Source organism: Mycobacterium sp. 1274761.0 (genome assembly GCF_001668615.1).
GTDB lineage: Bacteria > Actinomycetota > Actinomycetes > Mycobacteriales > Mycobacteriaceae > Mycobacterium.
In genome coordinates this window covers 19,286-34,327 of record NZ_LZMC01000044.1, presented here as the reverse complement: position 1 = coordinate 34,327, position 15,042 = coordinate 19,286, and the positions used below count along the sequence as shown (strand labels likewise).

Annotated in this window: 17 protein-coding genes and 1 pseudogene; 4 read left to right on the top strand and 14 right to left on the bottom strand. The window is 66.8% G+C overall.

Going from position 1 to position 15,042, the window contains the following annotated elements:
- The 3 genes from A5651_RS07970 to A5651_RS07960 form a co-directional block, all read right to left on the bottom strand.
- The coding region (locus A5651_RS07970; RefSeq protein ID WP_066977901.1) for a M48 family metallopeptidase at positions 1–1,423 on the bottom strand (1,423 nt) is incomplete at its 3' end.
- A 15-nt stretch (positions 1,424–1,438) separates the two neighbouring features.
- Positions 1,439–2,038, bottom strand: a complete 600-nt coding sequence (locus tag A5651_RS07965) for a LemA family protein (RefSeq protein WP_066977923.1) — start codon at positions 2,036–2,038, stop codon at positions 1,439–1,441.
- A 114-nt stretch (positions 2,039–2,152) separates the two neighbouring features.
- On the bottom strand, positions 2,153–3,607 hold the full coding sequence (locus tag A5651_RS07960) for an amidase (protein ID WP_066977889.1): 1,455 nt from the start codon (positions 3,605–3,607) through the stop codon (positions 2,153–2,155).
- Between the two features lie 93 nt (positions 3,608–3,700).
- Here A5651_RS07960 and fabG point away from each other — a divergent pair, with 93 nt between their 5' ends.
- Entirely contained in the window at positions 3,701–4,477 is a 777-nt protein-coding gene (gene fabG, locus A5651_RS07955; protein ID WP_066977886.1) for a 3-oxoacyl-ACP reductase FabG, read from the top strand.
- A 5-nt stretch (positions 4,478–4,482) separates the two neighbouring features.
- On the opposite strand, the pseudogene A5651_RS07950 reads toward fabG, so the two are convergent.
- Positions 4,483–4,662: pseudogene (locus A5651_RS07950) on the bottom strand (MFS transporter); the annotation flags it as partial.
- A 19-nt stretch (positions 4,663–4,681) separates the two neighbouring features.
- Here A5651_RS07950 and A5651_RS07945 point away from each other — a divergent pair.
- Complete coding sequence (locus A5651_RS07945; protein WP_231988613.1) at positions 4,682–5,023, top strand: hypothetical protein; 342 nt, start codon at positions 4,682–4,684, stop codon at positions 5,021–5,023.
- Here A5651_RS07945 and A5651_RS07940 read toward each other — a convergent pair.
- The 3 genes from A5651_RS07940 to A5651_RS07930 form a co-directional block, all read right to left on the bottom strand.
- Positions 5,020–5,910: an LLM class flavin-dependent oxidoreductase gene (locus A5651_RS07940; RefSeq protein ID WP_066977877.1), complete on the bottom strand. Its 891-nt coding sequence runs from the start codon at positions 5,908–5,910 to the stop codon at positions 5,020–5,022. The genes A5651_RS07945 and A5651_RS07940 overlap by 4 nt on opposite strands.
- Positions 5,911–6,000: 90 nt before the next feature.
- Positions 6,001–7,020 carry a nitronate monooxygenase gene (locus A5651_RS07935; RefSeq protein WP_066977920.1) on the bottom strand — a complete coding sequence of 340 codons (1,020 nt, stop codon included), beginning with the start codon at positions 7,018–7,020 and terminating at the stop codon, positions 6,001–6,003.
- A 49-nt stretch (positions 7,021–7,069) separates the two neighbouring features.
- Positions 7,070–7,603, bottom strand: a complete 534-nt coding sequence (locus tag A5651_RS07930; RefSeq protein ID WP_156662714.1) for a GNAT family N-acetyltransferase — start codon at positions 7,601–7,603, stop codon at positions 7,070–7,072.
- Between the two features lie 45 nt (positions 7,604–7,648).
- Between A5651_RS07930 and A5651_RS07925 the strand changes: the two genes are divergently transcribed.
- Entirely contained in the window at positions 7,649–8,038 is a 390-nt protein-coding gene (locus A5651_RS07925) for a VOC family protein (RefSeq protein WP_066977872.1), read from the top strand.
- On the opposite strand, the gene A5651_RS07920 is transcribed toward A5651_RS07925, so the two are convergent.
- Both A5651_RS07920 and A5651_RS07915 read right to left on the bottom strand, forming a co-directional pair.
- Entirely contained in the window at positions 8,010–8,666 is a 657-nt protein-coding gene (locus tag A5651_RS07920) for a maleylpyruvate isomerase family mycothiol-dependent enzyme (protein WP_066977869.1), read from the bottom strand. The genes A5651_RS07925 and A5651_RS07920 overlap by 29 nt on opposite strands.
- A complete protein-coding gene (locus A5651_RS07915; protein WP_231988612.1) occupies positions 8,653–9,573 on the bottom strand; it encodes an alpha/beta hydrolase in 921 nt (306 codons plus the stop codon). The genes A5651_RS07920 and A5651_RS07915 overlap by 14 nt, the downstream gene beginning before the upstream one ends.
- A 61-nt stretch (positions 9,574–9,634) precedes the next feature.
- On the opposite strand from A5651_RS07915, the gene A5651_RS07910 reads away from it, so the two are divergent.
- The gene (locus A5651_RS07910; protein WP_066977862.1) at positions 9,635–10,243 is read left to right on the top strand and encodes a TetR/AcrR family transcriptional regulator; all 609 of its coding nucleotides are present in this window, start codon (positions 9,635–9,637) and stop codon (positions 10,241–10,243) included.
- On the opposite strand, the gene A5651_RS07905 is transcribed toward A5651_RS07910, so the two are convergent.
- Genes A5651_RS07905 through cysD form a run of 5 tightly spaced genes read right to left on the bottom strand, consistent with a single transcriptional unit; the run spans position 10,240 to position 14,965 of the window.
- Positions 10,240–10,719 carry an RrF2 family transcriptional regulator gene (locus A5651_RS07905; RefSeq protein WP_066977859.1) on the bottom strand — a complete coding sequence of 160 codons (480 nt, stop codon included), beginning with the start codon at positions 10,717–10,719 and terminating at the stop codon, positions 10,240–10,242. The two genes, A5651_RS07910 and A5651_RS07905, sit on opposite strands and share 4 nt — an antisense overlap.
- Before the next feature lie 38 nt (positions 10,720–10,757).
- Complete coding sequence (locus A5651_RS07900; RefSeq protein WP_066977856.1) at positions 10,758–11,408, bottom strand: pyridoxamine 5'-phosphate oxidase family protein; 651 nt, start codon at positions 11,406–11,408, stop codon at positions 10,758–10,760.
- A gap of 49 nt (positions 11,409–11,457) precedes the next feature.
- Positions 11,458–12,192: a 3'(2'),5'-bisphosphate nucleotidase CysQ gene (locus A5651_RS07895; protein ID WP_066977853.1), complete on the bottom strand. Its 735-nt coding sequence runs from the start codon at positions 12,190–12,192 to the stop codon at positions 11,458–11,460.
- Positions 12,192–14,036, bottom strand: coding sequence for a sulfate adenylyltransferase subunit CysN (gene cysN / locus A5651_RS07890; protein ID WP_066977850.1), 1,845 nt, complete (start codon positions 14,034–14,036; stop codon positions 12,192–12,194). Before cysN ends, A5651_RS07895 begins: the two co-directional genes overlap by 1 nt.
- A complete protein-coding gene (cysD, locus tag A5651_RS07885; protein ID WP_066977847.1) occupies positions 14,036–14,965 on the bottom strand; it encodes a sulfate adenylyltransferase subunit CysD in 930 nt (309 codons plus the stop codon). Before cysD ends, cysN begins: the two co-directional genes overlap by 1 nt.
- Between the last annotated feature and the right edge of the window lie 77 nt (positions 14,966–15,042).

Below are 15,042 nucleotides of genomic sequence, written 5' to 3'. Positions count from 1 at the left end.
GCTGAGGCAAAGCCAGCTCCACGAACGGCAGACGCAGTTCGTGGGCCAGCTTGGCCATCTGCTCGGCCAATGCCGAGGCGTCTCGAGCCAGGGCGGGACCCAGCCGCGCGGCCACCGCATCCAGCTGGCGCGCGCGCACGGCCTCGCCGGACGGCGCGAGCAGCAAGCCGATCACGGCGGCCGGGGCCGTGGTGGGCTGGCTGGCGAGTTGTCGGATCTCGGCAGGCAACCGGCCGTGCAGTGCGGCGCCGTATTTCAAGTCTTCTGGCGTAAACGTGCCGGCCCGCGCAGCGACGTGCTCCGGACTGACGGTGCGTCGGGATGACGGAGGTACCGGTGCCGGGGCCCTGCGGCCCAACGCCGTTCCGGCAGGGGCAAATCCGGCCGCGATGTCCTCGGCCAGCCCGTCGGGCACCTGCTGGCTGTACCGCTGACGGAGTTCGGCCATCTCGCGAGGATCGAAGCTGGGGTTGAGTGCCTTGATCCGATCGATCAGCGGCGGATGCGTCGCGTAGAGCGAGGTGAACGACCGCTTGACGCCCTCGCCGAAGAGCATGTGGCTCACTTCGGTCGCGCTGCGTGAGTCCCGCAGCCGCGAACCCGTCGGGATGCCGCCGATCTTCTTCAGCGCCCCCTCCAGACCCGTGGTCTGACGGGTGAACTGCACGGCAGAGGCGTCGGCCAACCACTCGCGTTGGCGGGACACCGCCGCCTTTATCAGGTTCGCGAAGAACACCCCGATGAAACCGAGCACCAGCATCGCGATGGCAAGGACGACGATGGGTGCGCCTGCCTTGCTGTCGCTGCCGCGGCCACCGAACTGCAAAAACCGCAAGCCGATCATCCCGATCAGCAGGATGCCTGCGAGAAGTGCGATCAGCCGGATGTTCAGACGCATGTCGCCGTTGAGGATGTGGCTGAACTCGTGCCCGATGACCCCCTGCAACTCGTCGCGGTTGAGTTGGGCCAGCGCGCCACCGGTGACCGTGATCGCCGCGTCGGCGGGAGTGAACCCGGCCGCGAACGCGTTGATGCCCGGCTCCTGCGGCATCACGAACAATCGCGGCACCGGGACACCCGAGGCCAGTGACATCTCCTCGACGATGTTGACCAGCCGCCGCAGCTGGGGGTCGGTGGTCGTGGGATCGACGGGCACGCCCCCGAGCGACGCGGCGATGGCCGCGCCGCCCTGCCGGAGCGAGAGCATCTTGAAGAACATGCGCCCGGTGATGATCAACAGGGTGGCCGCCGTAACAACGATGACGGTGCCGAGGATCTCCGAGGCGTCGAATTGCTTATACGCCATGGTGATCGCAACGGCGGCGTTGATCCCGGCGACGAGCGCCACCACGGCGATCACGAACAAGAACACCAGTTTGGCCGTCGAGCCCTTGGCTGCGCGCTGGTGGTCGAAGAAGTTCATGACCGCCAATCGCTTTTAGAACTGGACCCTGGGCGCGTCCCTCATCTCGGGGTGCTCCGGCGGAATCTCCAGGAGCGCCGCCGGAGCGAAGTTGAAGATGCCGGCGTAGACGCTGCCCGGGAACGTCTCCCGGCGGTTGTTGTAGTTCATCACCGCGTCGTTGTACGCCTGCCGGGAAAACGCGACCTTGTTCTCGGTGGAGGTCAACTCCTCCGAGAGCTGCATCATGTTCTGGTTCGCCTTCAGGTCGGGATACTGTTCGGCGACCGCGATGAGCCTGCCCAGAGCGCCGTTGAGCGCCTGTTGGCCGGCTGCCAACTGTTGCATGGCCGCCGGGTCGCCCGGGTTAGCCTGCGCCGCAGCCAAACTGTTCATCGCGGCCCCGCGAGCCGCGACCACCGCTTCGAGCGTCTGGCGCTCATGCGCCATGTAGGCCTTGGCGGTCTCCACCAGGTTCGGGATGAGGTCGAAGCGCCGACGCAACTGGACGTCGATTTGCGCGAAGGCGTTCTTGTAGGCGTTGCGCGCCCGGACCAAGCCGTTGTAACCGACGATCACGACGACGATTAGCACCACGATGACGACGGCGACGATGATTCCGATGACGAGCCCCACGAGGCATACCTCCAAGAGTCGGGACTGCCGCATTTGTGCGGACCGCCGAAGCGTAACCGTTGACCCGCAGCACTGCGGTGGTTCTTTGCCAGAATTTGAGCCGGAAGTGCCGGCTCAACTCACCCACAACAGCGGCCGCCGATCGGCCCACGGGGCCGCGGCTTCGAGCTGAGCGGCGAGCTGCAGGAGCACCATCTCGTCCGGAGCCATCAGCTGCACGCCGACCGGCAAACCTTCCTCGGTGCTGCCGGTGGGAAGCGAAATTGCCGCCCAGCCGGTGACATTCGCCAGCGACGTCCACCCCGTGGTGGCGAATTCGACGTCGAAGAAGGCACGGGTGCTGCCGCGGGGCTGGTTCAACAACGCATACGGCGGCGGAGATGTCAGCAGCGTCGGTACCAGCAGCACGTCGTGGTTCGCCATGCCTGCGGCGAAGCGGCGCGTCTGGGCGTGCACGTCGGCGATCGCGCCGGCGTACGCGGCGCCGGTGGTGTCGAACCCTTCGCGGACCATCACCCAGGTGCTGATTTCGAATTCGCCTTCTGACGGCTCGCGCCCGAGGTGATGGGCCGCGAGCTCGTACAGACCGACGTTGCTGACGGTGTGCAGCACCGCGATCGCGTTGGCGACGACGTCGGCATCTATTGTGGGAGCGCCGGTTTCGACCGCGTGGCCGAGCTCGGCGAGCTGTCGCCCGGTGCCTTCGACGGCGGCCACCACCGCAGCGTCGGTCTGCGGACCCGGGAACGGCGATGCGGTAGCCAGCAGGATGCGTTGGGGCGGAGGGTCTTCCGCGATCGCCTCCACGTACGGCGTGGATGGCGGCGGCGCGAAATACGGATCGCCGGGCGCGCTGCCGGTGATGACGTCGAGCAGGGCGGCGCTATCGCGCACGGTGCGGGTGAGAGCGTGCGCGTTGACCAGACCTTCCAGCGAATGGCCGGAATCGGGTGCGAATGAGCTCCGCCCGCGGCGGGGTTTGAGGCCGACCAGCCCGCAGCAGGAGGCGGGCACACGGATAGAGCCTGTCCCGTCGCCTCCGGACGCCGCCGGAACCACGCCTGCCGCCACAGCGGCAGCCGACCCGCCACTCGATCCGCCCGGCGTGATCGACGGCGACCACGGATTGACCGTCGGCCCGAACAGCGACGGCTCGGTCGTGCAGTGATTGCCCCACTCGGGGGTGTTGGTCTTGCCGAACACCACGAGCCCGGCGGACAGGTACCGCTCGACGAGCCAAGCGGTTTCCGTCGAAACGTGAGTGCGCAGTGCCCGCGACCCCATTGCCTCCGGAGCGCCGACCAGCGCAGCGCCGAGATCCTTGAGCAGGAACGGCACCCCTGCCAACGGACCGGGCAGGGCCGCGTGCCCCGCAGCGTCGATGTGCGCGGCCTGTGCCCGCCCGCGGTCGAAGAGGTCAGCGATGACGGCGTTGAGGTGGCGGGTCGCCTCGACCCGAATGATCGCGGCGTCCAGCAGCTCGACGGCCGACACGTCGCCAGCGGCCAAGAGCGCGCCCTGACCGACCGCGTCGATGCCCGCCAGTTCGACCGCGTGGTTGAAGTCCATCGACTCTCCAATCCTGGTGCCTGACCGCCGGTACGGCAACCGATGCGGTCACTCCGCCTGCGCGACGACGGGCGCTGAGCCACACTGACTGCTGTGTTCGCGCTTGCAGGTAAGTCAGTCGTTGTCACTGGCGGCAGTAAGGGTATCGGCCGTGGCATCGCGTCCGTTTTCGCCGAGGCGCACGCCAATGTTGCGGTGGCGGCACGGTCTACGACCGATCTCGACGCGGCGGTGGCCGCGCTCGACGGGCTCGGCGACGGCAAGGTGATCGGGGTGACGACCGACGTTATAAATCCCGAGTCGTGTACGGCGATGGCCGCCGCGATCGTCGACGCCTTCGGCGGCATCGACGTGCTGTGCGCCAACGCCGGCATCTTCCCCGAGGCGCCGTTGGCCACCATGACCCCGCAGCAGCTCGACGAGGTGCTCGACGTGAACGTGAAGGGCACCGTCTACTCGGTGCAGGCCTGCCTGCCGTCGCTGATCGCCTCCGGCCGGGGTCGGGTCATCCTCACGTCGTCGATCACGGGACCCATCACCGGCTTTCCGAACTGGTCTCATTACGGTGCGTCGAAGTCGGCGCAGCTGGGCTTCATGCGGACGGCCGCGATCGAGCTTGCGCCGCACGGGATTACCGTCAACGCAGTGCTCCCCGGAAACATTCTCACCGAGGGCCTGGCCGATATGGGCCCCGACTATCTCGAGGGCATGGCGCGTGCGATTCCCGCGGGCGCGCTCGGTACACCTAGCGACATCGGCTATCTCGCGGCCTTCCTCGCCACGCAGGAGGCGGGATATATCACCGGCCAGGCGATCGCCGTCGACGGCGGGCAGGTACTGCCCGAATCACCGGACGCTGTCACGCCGTAGCCAGTTCAGTGCACGCCTTCCATCTGGCGGCTGATCCACGGTGCGAGCGCGAAGACCACCAAGCCTGAGACGATGGCGAATGCGCCGATGATGCCGAAGTAAGCGGCCTCGTTTGAGGCATCGTAGTACTTCGCGAGAACTCCCGACATCGATGTGCCGAGACCGACCGAGAAGAAAAATTCGGCCGTTTGTCCCACGGTCGTCATGACGGCAGCTTTACCACGTAAGCGCACCACCGGGACGGTGTTTGGCAGCCGTCGTGGAAAACTGGCCGCCATGGCGTTCCAGGTGCGTTTCAGCGGACAGCCGCAGCCGCAGGATTATGGTGACGACGACGGCTTTGAATTTCTCGACGGTGGCGTGCTGGCCATCCACTTCGGTGACGAGGAGAAGTGGGCCGAATATCACCCGCAGACGACGTGGGAGTTGGTCACCGCCGATCCGGAGCACCTGGCGGGGATGAACACACCGTACGTCGACGAGGAATTCGACGACGATTACGAAGACGAGGACGACGACGAGGACGTGGGGGACTATGAGGCCTAGCGCTCCCCTGCGAAGTCATTGACGATGTCGGCGACCCGTCGCAGCTGATCGAGATCGGAGCTCGTCGGGATCAGATGCACCTCGTCGGTGCCGATGTCCTCGAATTGCCGTAGCACATTGAGCAATTCGTCTTCAGTGCCTGTCCAGCCAGTGGTCGGAGCCATCGCATCGACATATTCGGCCGGGATCCAGTTCATGTAGCGCCGGAGGTGGCGGTGCATCTGCGCGCGCGGCTCGTCGCCCTCGCCGATCGCAAACCAGAACGAGGTGGCCAGCAGCGGTGTCGGCTTGCCGGCCTCCGCCCAGGCCGTGCGCGCGACGTCGTAGAGTTCGCTCTGCTTGGCGGTGTCGAGGTCCAGCGTGGTGCCCGCCAGGCCGTCGGCCCATGCGGCAGCAGATTTCACGGTCTTCGGGCCGATCGTGCCGACCAGCAGTCGCGGGCCACCCGTCTGCACAGGGGCGGGCCCTACGGGCAGGATGGAGTCGGTCACCTTCTCGCCCAACCAGATTCGCTTCATCACCCCGACACGCTCGGCCATCCCGCGAATCGTCTGCATCGCCGGATCGGCACCGACGGCCTCGTAGTCCTCGCGCCGACCACCGACTCCAATGCCGACGGTGAGCCTGCCGCCGCTGAGCACGTCGCCTGTGGCCAACGATTTCGCGAGCATGACCGGGTCGTGCAGCTGCGGCACCACTACCGTCGTCACCAACCGCACGCGGTCGGTCCATGCTGCCAGCGCGCCGAGCAGCGTGAGCACTTCCGGGTTGTCGAAGGCGATGCGCTCGCCCCAGCACAGCGACGAGAACGGTCCGTCGTCGATCTCCCTGGCCCACGCCTGGAGAAGCGGCGCATCGAGGTCCGGCTCCATGACCGGCATCGTCATCCCAATTTGCACGACGGCGATTGTGGCACGCCGCCCCTACGATTCGGGCGTGGCTGGTTGCGCACAGCGCGGCCCAGCACGCCGAAATCGCTAGGTCAGGGAGGCGATGATGTCGGCGACCGGCCCGGACTTGATCGACGCAAATCCGGTGCCCGCCCACACGTTGGTGCCGTGCGGGTCGCCTGCCCGCACCGCGGCGGCGCGCAGCGGCCCGGTCAGGTAATGGATCTCGGGATAGCCGAACGGCGCCTGCGCCTCGTGGTCTTCGATGAAGCGGTTGCGCAGTCCGCGCGCATAGCGTCCGGAAAACGACTTGGTGACAACGGTTTCGGAGAACTGAGGATCGGTCAGCGCCGCACGGTGCACAGGGCTGCTGCCCGCTTCATCGGCGAGCAGAAACGCCGTACCGAGCTGCGCCGCCATTGCGCCCGCCTCGATCACGCGGTTGACGTCATCGGCGGTCACCAGACCACCGGCGGCGATGACCGGCACGTCCACCCGGTCGAGCACCGCGGCGAGCAACTCGGCCAGCGGTTGCGGGTTGGGTTCGGCGACGGGGTCGAACGTGCCGCGGTGCCCGCCCGCCGACGGGCCTTGCACCGCCATCGCGTCGACGCCGCGGTTCATCGCAGCGTCCGCCTCCGACGCCGACGTGACCGTGCCGACGGTCACGATGCCCACCTCGCGCAATCGCCGGCATTCATCGGCGCTGGGCAGGCCGAACGTGAAGGATGCGACCTCGGGACGCAGGTCGAGCAGCACATCGATCTTTGCCGCCCAGTCGTCGTCGCTGTAGGTCGGCTTGCCGAGTTCGGCGCCGTATCGCGCGGCGTCGGACGCCAGTGCCGCGGTGTATTTCTCGATCGTTTCGGGTGTGGCGGCGCTCGGCTGCGGGGCGAACAGGTTGGCCCCCAGCGGACCGCTGCTGAGCTTGCGCGCGGCGGAGATCCGCTCGGCGAAGGCGTCGGCGCTCAGGTAGCCCGCGGCGACGAAGCCGAGTCCGCCGGCGTTGGTGCCGGCGGCGGCGAGCTCCGGCGTCGACGGGCCGCCGGCCATCGGCGCAACGACCACCGGAACCATCAGGTCGCTCAGGTGAAACCCGTTCGGCATCATTGCCTCCCATCGCTTGAATGCTCATTCGTACCACGCGACGCTGAGATCACCTGACCGCCTTCGCCCACAGCAGGACGTCCTGCGGTTCTGGGCCGAGGTTGGGGAAGACGGTGTGTCGGGTCAGCCTGCCGTCCAGTGACAGCCCGGCACGTTGCAGTACGCGCGCAGACCGGACGTTATCGACGTGACAGACCGCCGAGACACGGAATACGTCGGGGTCGCTTTCCATCTCGGTCAGCAGGAGCCCGACAGCTTCGTCCATAAGCCCGCGCCCCCACCACCTGCGACCGAGGCAATAGCCGAAGTCCAGGCTGTGAGGAGCCTGGGCCGGCGGGAAACCACACGTGCCGATGATGTCGCCCTCGTGCAGCTGGATCAGCCATGTCCGCTCATCGTCGACGTTGAACAGTTCGGTGATCACCCGGCGCGTCTCGCTGACGTCGCAATGCGGCGTCCACGACATGTAGCGCGTCACTTCCGGATCCGAGGCCACGGATGCGAAGAGCTCGCCGGCATCGTCGAGCCGCGGCGCGCGCAGCGTGACGCGTGATCCAGTCAAGACGCCGACCATGCTTCCCATAATTGCGTCGACGGCGGTCGGACGAAAGTGATTAACTGGCAATGCATGAGCATCCAGTTGAACCACACGATCGTCGCCGCTAAGGACAAGAATGAATCGGCGACGTTCCTGACGGAACTGTTCGGCCTTCCCGAGCCGCAGCCCTTCGGTCATTTTCTGGTGGTGAACGTCGCCAACGATGTCAGTCTCGACTACGCCGAGGTGCCAGACGACCAGGAGATTCCGCCGCAGCACTACGCATTCCTGGTCTCCGAAGCGGAGTTCGACTCGATCTACGGCAAGATCCGTGACCGCGGTATACCGCACTGGGCCGACCCCAGAGGCAGCAGGCCGGGCGAGATCAACCACAACGACGGCGGCCGCGGCGTCTACTTCCAGGACCCGGCGGGCCACTACCTCGAGATCATCACCCGCCCGTACGGGTCCGGTAGCTGAGTCTCGACGCCAGCACGGCCACACCGTCGCCCTCTAGGCGTGACAGCATCTTGGGCCGGTTGCCGAGGACCGAAACGAGGTCGGCGGCCCGGCCTTCGACGGCTCGGCCCCGGTGTCCGTGGCTCCAGTCGGCGTCTGTCGCGCGCAACCGTAAGCCGCGCGAATTGCGGAACGCCGGCACGAACGGATTCGGTACGGCCACTTGGGTCTTGAGCACTGTCACCAGAATCTGCGGCGGAATCTCCGGCTCGCGATCCACCGCGAAGACGACGTCGAGTTCGTGGGTGACGTGGTCGCCGAGCAGCAGCCGCGACGGGAAGTAGCGGCCCAGTCCGCACGGCTCCCGGCTCAGTATCTCGAAGTCATCGAGCAGGGCGGCTGGAGACCTCGTGCCCGCCAGCGCCGTTGCCATCTGCGCGTTCGCCTCATCGAAAGAGCCGCAATGACGCACCATCGCGCCGACGACAGCTCCCAGCGGCGCACTGAGCCCGACGATGAGGTGAGCGAGCAACTCGTGGTTGGTCCAACGGCCGCACAGGCTCGGTCGTGACCAGTCTTGCGCACCGAGACCACGCGCGAACGCGCCGAACCTCGCGTCGTTGGCAAGGAGAAGCTCACGAGCCGACATGGAGATGCTCCTTAAGGAACGCGGTCTGGTCGGCGAGTACCTCGTGCACGAGAGGCGGATGGTAGACGTCGAAATGGTCTGCGTCGTACCGACGTACCTCACCTAGCGGCGCCCTTTGCGCAACCAACTCAACGTATTTCGGGGCGATAAGCGTTTCGCGCTCGGATACACAAACCAGTAGCGGCGCGGTGATCGTACGGGATTGTCGGAGACTCGACGTCCAGACGAGTTCAACGGTGTCCGCCGCGGCGACCCGGTTGTCGAACCAGGCGTCGGGCGGGACGGTGGAGCGCCAACCCGCTTCGGCGCCAGCAATGGTGACCGCTGCGGTACTGCCCGGTGGGCCGACAATCGGCACGTATCGCCTGCGTCGGCGCAAAGATGCTCGCACCGCATCGTCGACGATCAAGGGTACGAGGCGAAGTGCCGGCACCAGCCCCAACTTCAGGGCTGCCGCGGGGCCATGCACGATCGGACATTGCACGACCACCGCCGCGACGTCGTTACGGGTAGCCGCGACCCGCAGGACATTCATCCCACCGAGACTCGTGCCCCACAATCCGATGCGATTGGAATCGATGTGCGGCCGCCTGGCGAGAAAGTCCAACGCCGCCTCCACATCCGACCGCTGCTGTCGCAGCGAAATGCGCTGCCGCGGTTGCCCGTCGGATGCACCAGTGTTGCGGTAATCGAAGGCCAGAGTCGCGATGCCTGCACCGGCGAAGTACAGCTCGTATTGCGAAAGCATCATGTCGTGCGTCGCGCCGAAGCCGTGGACGAGCGCGATCGCAGGATGCGGTCCGGCTCCGGCCGGCAGTGTCAGCCATGCCGCGCACCGGGTGCCATCGGAACGAAAGTCGACGCGCTGCGTCGGGAGGATCGCCGACATGTCCAGACCCCTTCTCATAGGTACACCGTACGTATGGCTAGACTCCTTTACGTACGCCGTACTTGTCAAGGGGGTTGGATTGCGGGCCCGTTTCACCATCGATGAAATCGCCGCCGCCGCGCTGCGACTGGTCGACGAGTCGGGCGTCAGCGCGCTGAGCATGAGGGCCCTGGCGGCGAAACTGGGCACCGGGCCGATGACCCTCTACAACTACGTTTCCGGCAAGGATGGCCTGGAGGAACTCGTGGTGGCCGCAATCGTGGCGGAGGTGCGGTTGCCGGCGCCCACCGGCGACTGGCAGCAGGACGCCTACGGCGTTGCGACCGCGATGTGGCGGGGCATTCGTTCCCATCCAGCAGCCATTCCGCTGGTGCTGACCCGCCGGATGTCGTCATCGACGGGCTTCGCGGCCGCCGATGCCCTGATCGCTGCCCTGTGCCGGGCGGGCCTGGACGATCACGATCGGCTGGCGGCGTTTCATGCGCTGCTGGGGTTGGTGACCGGTGCGGCACAGGCAGATCTGGCGGGTCCGATGGTCGCCGCCCGCATCGGGGCGGTGGCTGGTATCGATTACCCGAATGTCCATTCACTGTCGGAGGTCGCCTCAGAGACGTCGGCCGAAGACGATTTCGACCGCGGACTGCGAATGCTGCTCGACGGCATCGCGTTTCGGCAGAGGCGTCGTTAACCGACGGTGCGGTGCCCCCGCTCCTGCTCCTGGCCCAGGTAATCGTCGGCGAACCGTGCGACGTGAATGGGCAGCTTGCCGGAGGCCACGTCGGCCAGGCTGGTCTGCTCCAGCACCGAACGCATGCTGGCCCGCAGCGCCCGCCACACGTCGGTCAGCGCCGCCGTCGGCCCCGAATACGGCAGGTCCCCCAGCCCGATGTCGCGCACGCTGGCCAATGGGCCGTCGATACACCTGAGCACGTCGGCAATGCTGATGTCGGCCGCGGGTCGGGCCAGCTCGTAGCCACCTTCGCGGCCGCGGCGGCTGCGAACCAGCCGGTCGGTGCGCAACTCAGCCAGGATATCGACCAGGAACTGCGGTGGAATGCCCTGCGCCTTGGCCAGATCGTCGGTCTTGACCACCGAGCCCTCCTCGGCAGCGGCCAATTGGACCATCGCCCGGACGGCATACTCCGCCTTGGCCGACATCCGCATGCCCTGAATTGTGCCACCGACAGGGCGGATGACCGGGCCTACCGCGATGCGCCGGTCATCGCCCGCACCGATTGGGGTAGCGGGATACCCGGCCTGAGATCGGGCGCAGCCAGCGGCGCACCGTAGGTGAGCGACATGGGGATGACCCCCGCCCACGCGTCCCCTGCGACGTCCTCGTCCGGGTCGTCGGGCCAGCCGTTGCTGATCTTCAGCGACCAGTTGTCCGTGCCGATCGGCAGCCGCAGCGGCAGTGTCGCCGCGAGTTCCCTGCGGGAGCTGGGCCGAAGCTCTGCGGCGCGCCCCGGGATGAACGTGTCGGTGAGCCGCTGCAGACAACGCTCCTTCTCGGCGTCAGGCACCCGCTCGAACACCCCGAAGACGACGGCGCTGCGATATCGAAACGAGGACTCGAAACCGCTGCGGGCCACCACGATTCCATCCAACGCGGTGACAGCGACGGCGGCAGGCGCGCCCGCGGCCAGCGTACGCATCCACGGTGATCCCGTCGAACCGTGGATGACCAACTGGTCGTCGACGCGCGCGAATCCGGTCGGAAAGATCACTGGATGGCCGTCGCGCACCAGCGCGACCGTGGCCAGCGGTGTGCTGTCGAGCAGTTCGTCGAACCGACTACGCGAGGTGCTCTGTTTCTCGCGCAGCCTGCTGACCGTGGTGGAAGGGGTGCTCACCCCGCCGAGCGTAGGCGCTGCAGCGCTGTCAGCGGGCCTTGTTCACGTGCTAGCCGGTGATGGCAAGAACCGCGTCTGCCAGTTCGGGCCTGCACACCACCAAATCGGGCAGCAGCGGGTCGGGCCGGTTGTAGCTCAGCGGCGAGCCGTCGATGCGCGAGGTGTGCAGCCCCGCGGCGCGGGCCACCGCGACCGGCGCCGCCGAATCCCATTCGTACTGGCCGCCAGCGTGGACGTACACGTCGGAGAACCCTTGGACGACCGAGGCGACTTTGGCTCCGGCCGAGCCCATTTCGACGAGCACGCCGTCGAGGGCCTCACATACTGCGAGGGCGATGGCGGGCGGACGGGTGCGCGAGACGACGACGCGTGGCTTAGCGGGGCCTGCAGGTGGGACCGCGACGGTCGGCGTGGCGAGCGTAATGCCCTGGGCGGGAAGCGCTACCGCCCCGGCGACGAGTTCGCCGCCTTGCCAGAGCGCCACGTGCACCGCCCAGTCGTCGCGGCCGAGCTCGGAGAATTCGCGCGTGCCGTCCAGCGGGTCGACGATCCACACCCGTTCGGAGCGCAAGCGGACGGGGTCGTCGGCGCCTTCCTCGGACAGCACGGCGTCGCCGGGCCGCTGGGTGGCCAGCGCCTGCATGAGAAAGTCGTGAGACCTCTTGTCACCGGCTGCCTTTCGCTCGGTCGGGGTGGCGTCGGCGAGCTCGTCGCGCACACCCAGAAGCAGCGTTCCAGCCTCACCGGCCAGCCGTGCGGCGACCTCGTGGTCGCTCGGCTGCATCACGGACGGCTTTCCAACAGCTCGATGACGAGATCGGCGAGCGCTTCCGGCGAGCGGTCGGGGGTCAGCCGCAGGTCCGGGTTCTTCGGACGCTGATATGGGCTGTCGATCCCGGTGAAGTGGGTGATCTCACCGGCACGCGCCTTGGCGTACAAGCCCTTCGGGTCGCGGCGTTCGCAATCCTCGATGGGGGTGTCGCAGAACACTTCGAAGAACTGCAAGCCGGCCTCGGTGGTCACCTTGCGCGCCAGCGCACGATGCTCCTCCAGCGGGCTGATCGCGGGCACCAACACCACCTGCCCGGAGTCGGCGAGGATCGCCGCGACATGGGCGAGCCTGCGCTGGTTCTCGGCACGGTCGGCCATCGAGAAGCCCAGGTCGGCGTTCAGGCCGTGCCGCAGGTTGTCGCCGTCGAGAACATATGCGGGGATGCCCTTTTCGATCAGCTTCTGCTCGACCAGCATCGCGACTGACGACTTGCCTGAGCCGGACAGGCCGGTGAACCACACGGTCTTGCCGGTGGTCAGCCGGTCCTCGGCCTTGCACAGCGACTCGTGGCGCACGGTGTTCGGGCTGGAGGTGCGCGCGCTGACCTGGGGCAGGATCATGCCGGCGGCCACGGTGCCGTTGGTGTGCGGATCGATCAGGATGAACGACCCGGTCGACGCGTTGCGGCTGTACTCGTCGAGCAGCAGCGGGGTCTGGGTGCGCAGCGAAATACGGCCCAGCTCATTGAGTTTGAGCGCGGTGGCCTCTTTGTCGCGGTGCAGGGTGTTGACGTCGAGCCGGTAGTCCAGTGCCGTCACCCTGGCCCGCGTGGTGCGGGTGGTGTGCTTGATCAGGTAATCGCGACCGGGTTCCAGCGATGACGCATCGGCCATCCAGCACACGGTCGCGTCGAATTCCTGTGTAACGCGCGGCTGATTGTTCGGCCGCGCGATGAGGTCTCCGCGGGAGATGTCGATGTCGTCGGTGAGGCTGATCGAGACGGCCATCGGCGGGAATGCGGCGTCGACGGGTCCGCTGGGCCCTTCGATGGCGGCGATCCGCGAGGTGAGCCCTGCGGGCAGCACCACCACGTCGTCGCCGACCTTCATGACACCGCCGGCGACGGTGCCGGCGTAGCTGCGGTGGTCGTGATGTTCATGGCTCTGCGGGCGGATCACGTACTGGACCGGGAACCGCACGTCGACCAGGTTGCGGTCGCCGGCGATGTAGACCTCTTCGAGATGGGTCAGCAGGGGCGGGCCCTCGTACCACGGGGTGTTGTCGGACTTCGCCACGACATTGTCGCCGTGCAACGCCGACAGCGGAATCGTCGTCACATCGTGGATGTCCAACCGGGCGGCGAAATCGTGGAAGTCATCGCGGATCTTCTCGAACTGCTCTCTGTCCCAGCCGATCAGGTCCATCTTGTTCACCGCGAGCACGACATGCTGGATGCCCAACAGCGACGCCAGGAACGCGTGGCGGCGGGACTGCTCGAGCAGGCCGTGGCGCGCATCGACCAACACGATCACCAACTGCGCCGTGGACGCCCCGGTCACCATGTTGCGGGTGTACTGAATATGGCCGGGGGTGTCGGCAATGATGAATTTCCGCTTGGGTGTGGCGAAATAGCGGTACGCGACGTCGATCGTGATGCCCTGCTCACGCTCGGCGCGCAGGCCATCGGTCACCAGAGCCAGGTCGGTGTAGTCGTGCCCGCGCTCCTTCGAGGTGCGTTCGACGGAGGCCAGCTGGTCTTCCATGACGGCCTTGGAGTCGTAGAGCAGGCGGCCGATGAGCGTGGACTTGCCGTCGTCGACAGAACCGGCGGTGGCGAGGCGCAGCAGCGTCGTCATCAGAAATAACCCTCCCGCTTGCGGTCTTCCATCCCCGCCTCCGAGATGCGGTCGTCCGCACGGGTGGCACCGCGTTCGGTGAGCCGCGAAACCGCCGTCTCGGCGATCACTTCGGAAACCGTTGCGGCGGTGGACTCGACGCAACCGGTGCAGGTGACGTCGCCCACCGTGCGGAACCGCACCGTCTTCTCGACCACGGTCTCGTCTTTGCGCGGCTGCATGTACCTGTGCACGGCCAGCAGCATGCCGTCGCGCTCGAAGACCTTGCGCCGGTGTGCGTAGTAAATCGTCGGGAGCTTGATCTTCTCGGCGCCGATGTAGGACCAGATGTCGAATTCGGTCCAGTTGCTCAGCGGGAACACCCGGATGTGTTCACCCTTGTGGTGGCGGCCGTTGTACAGGTTCCACAGCTCGGGTCGCTGGGCCTTGGGGTCCCACTGGCCGAACTCGTCGCGGAAGCTGAACACCCGTTCCTTGGCGCGGGCCTTCTCCTCGTCGCGGCGGGCGCCGCCGAACGCGGCGTCGAACTTGTTCTCGCGGATGGCTCGCAGCAGGGTGACCGTCTGGATCGGGTTACGCGACGGGATGGTTTCGACGACGCGTCCGGCGTCGATGTCGTCCTGCACCTTCGCCACGATCAGCCGCACCCCGGCTTCGGCGACGAGCTCGTCGCGGGCCTGCAGAACCTCGTCGAAGTTGTGGCCGGTGTCGACGTGCATCACCGGAAACGGCAGCCGTCCCGGCCGGAACGCCTTCAGCGCGAGGTGCAGCATGACGATGGAGTCCTTGCCGCCGGAGAACAGCAGGACCGGCCGCTCGAACTCGGCGGCCACCTCCCTGATGATGTGGATCGCCTCGGCCTCCAGCGAACGCAGATGGCTGAGCTCGTAGCGCCCCGCGGCCGGTTTCGGCTCATGCACGGTTGTCATCGCTAAACCTCGTTAAGTTGGTAGATCTGGCCAGCTTTATGAGCAATTGAGACTATGAAACCAGGCCTGGCCTGGGC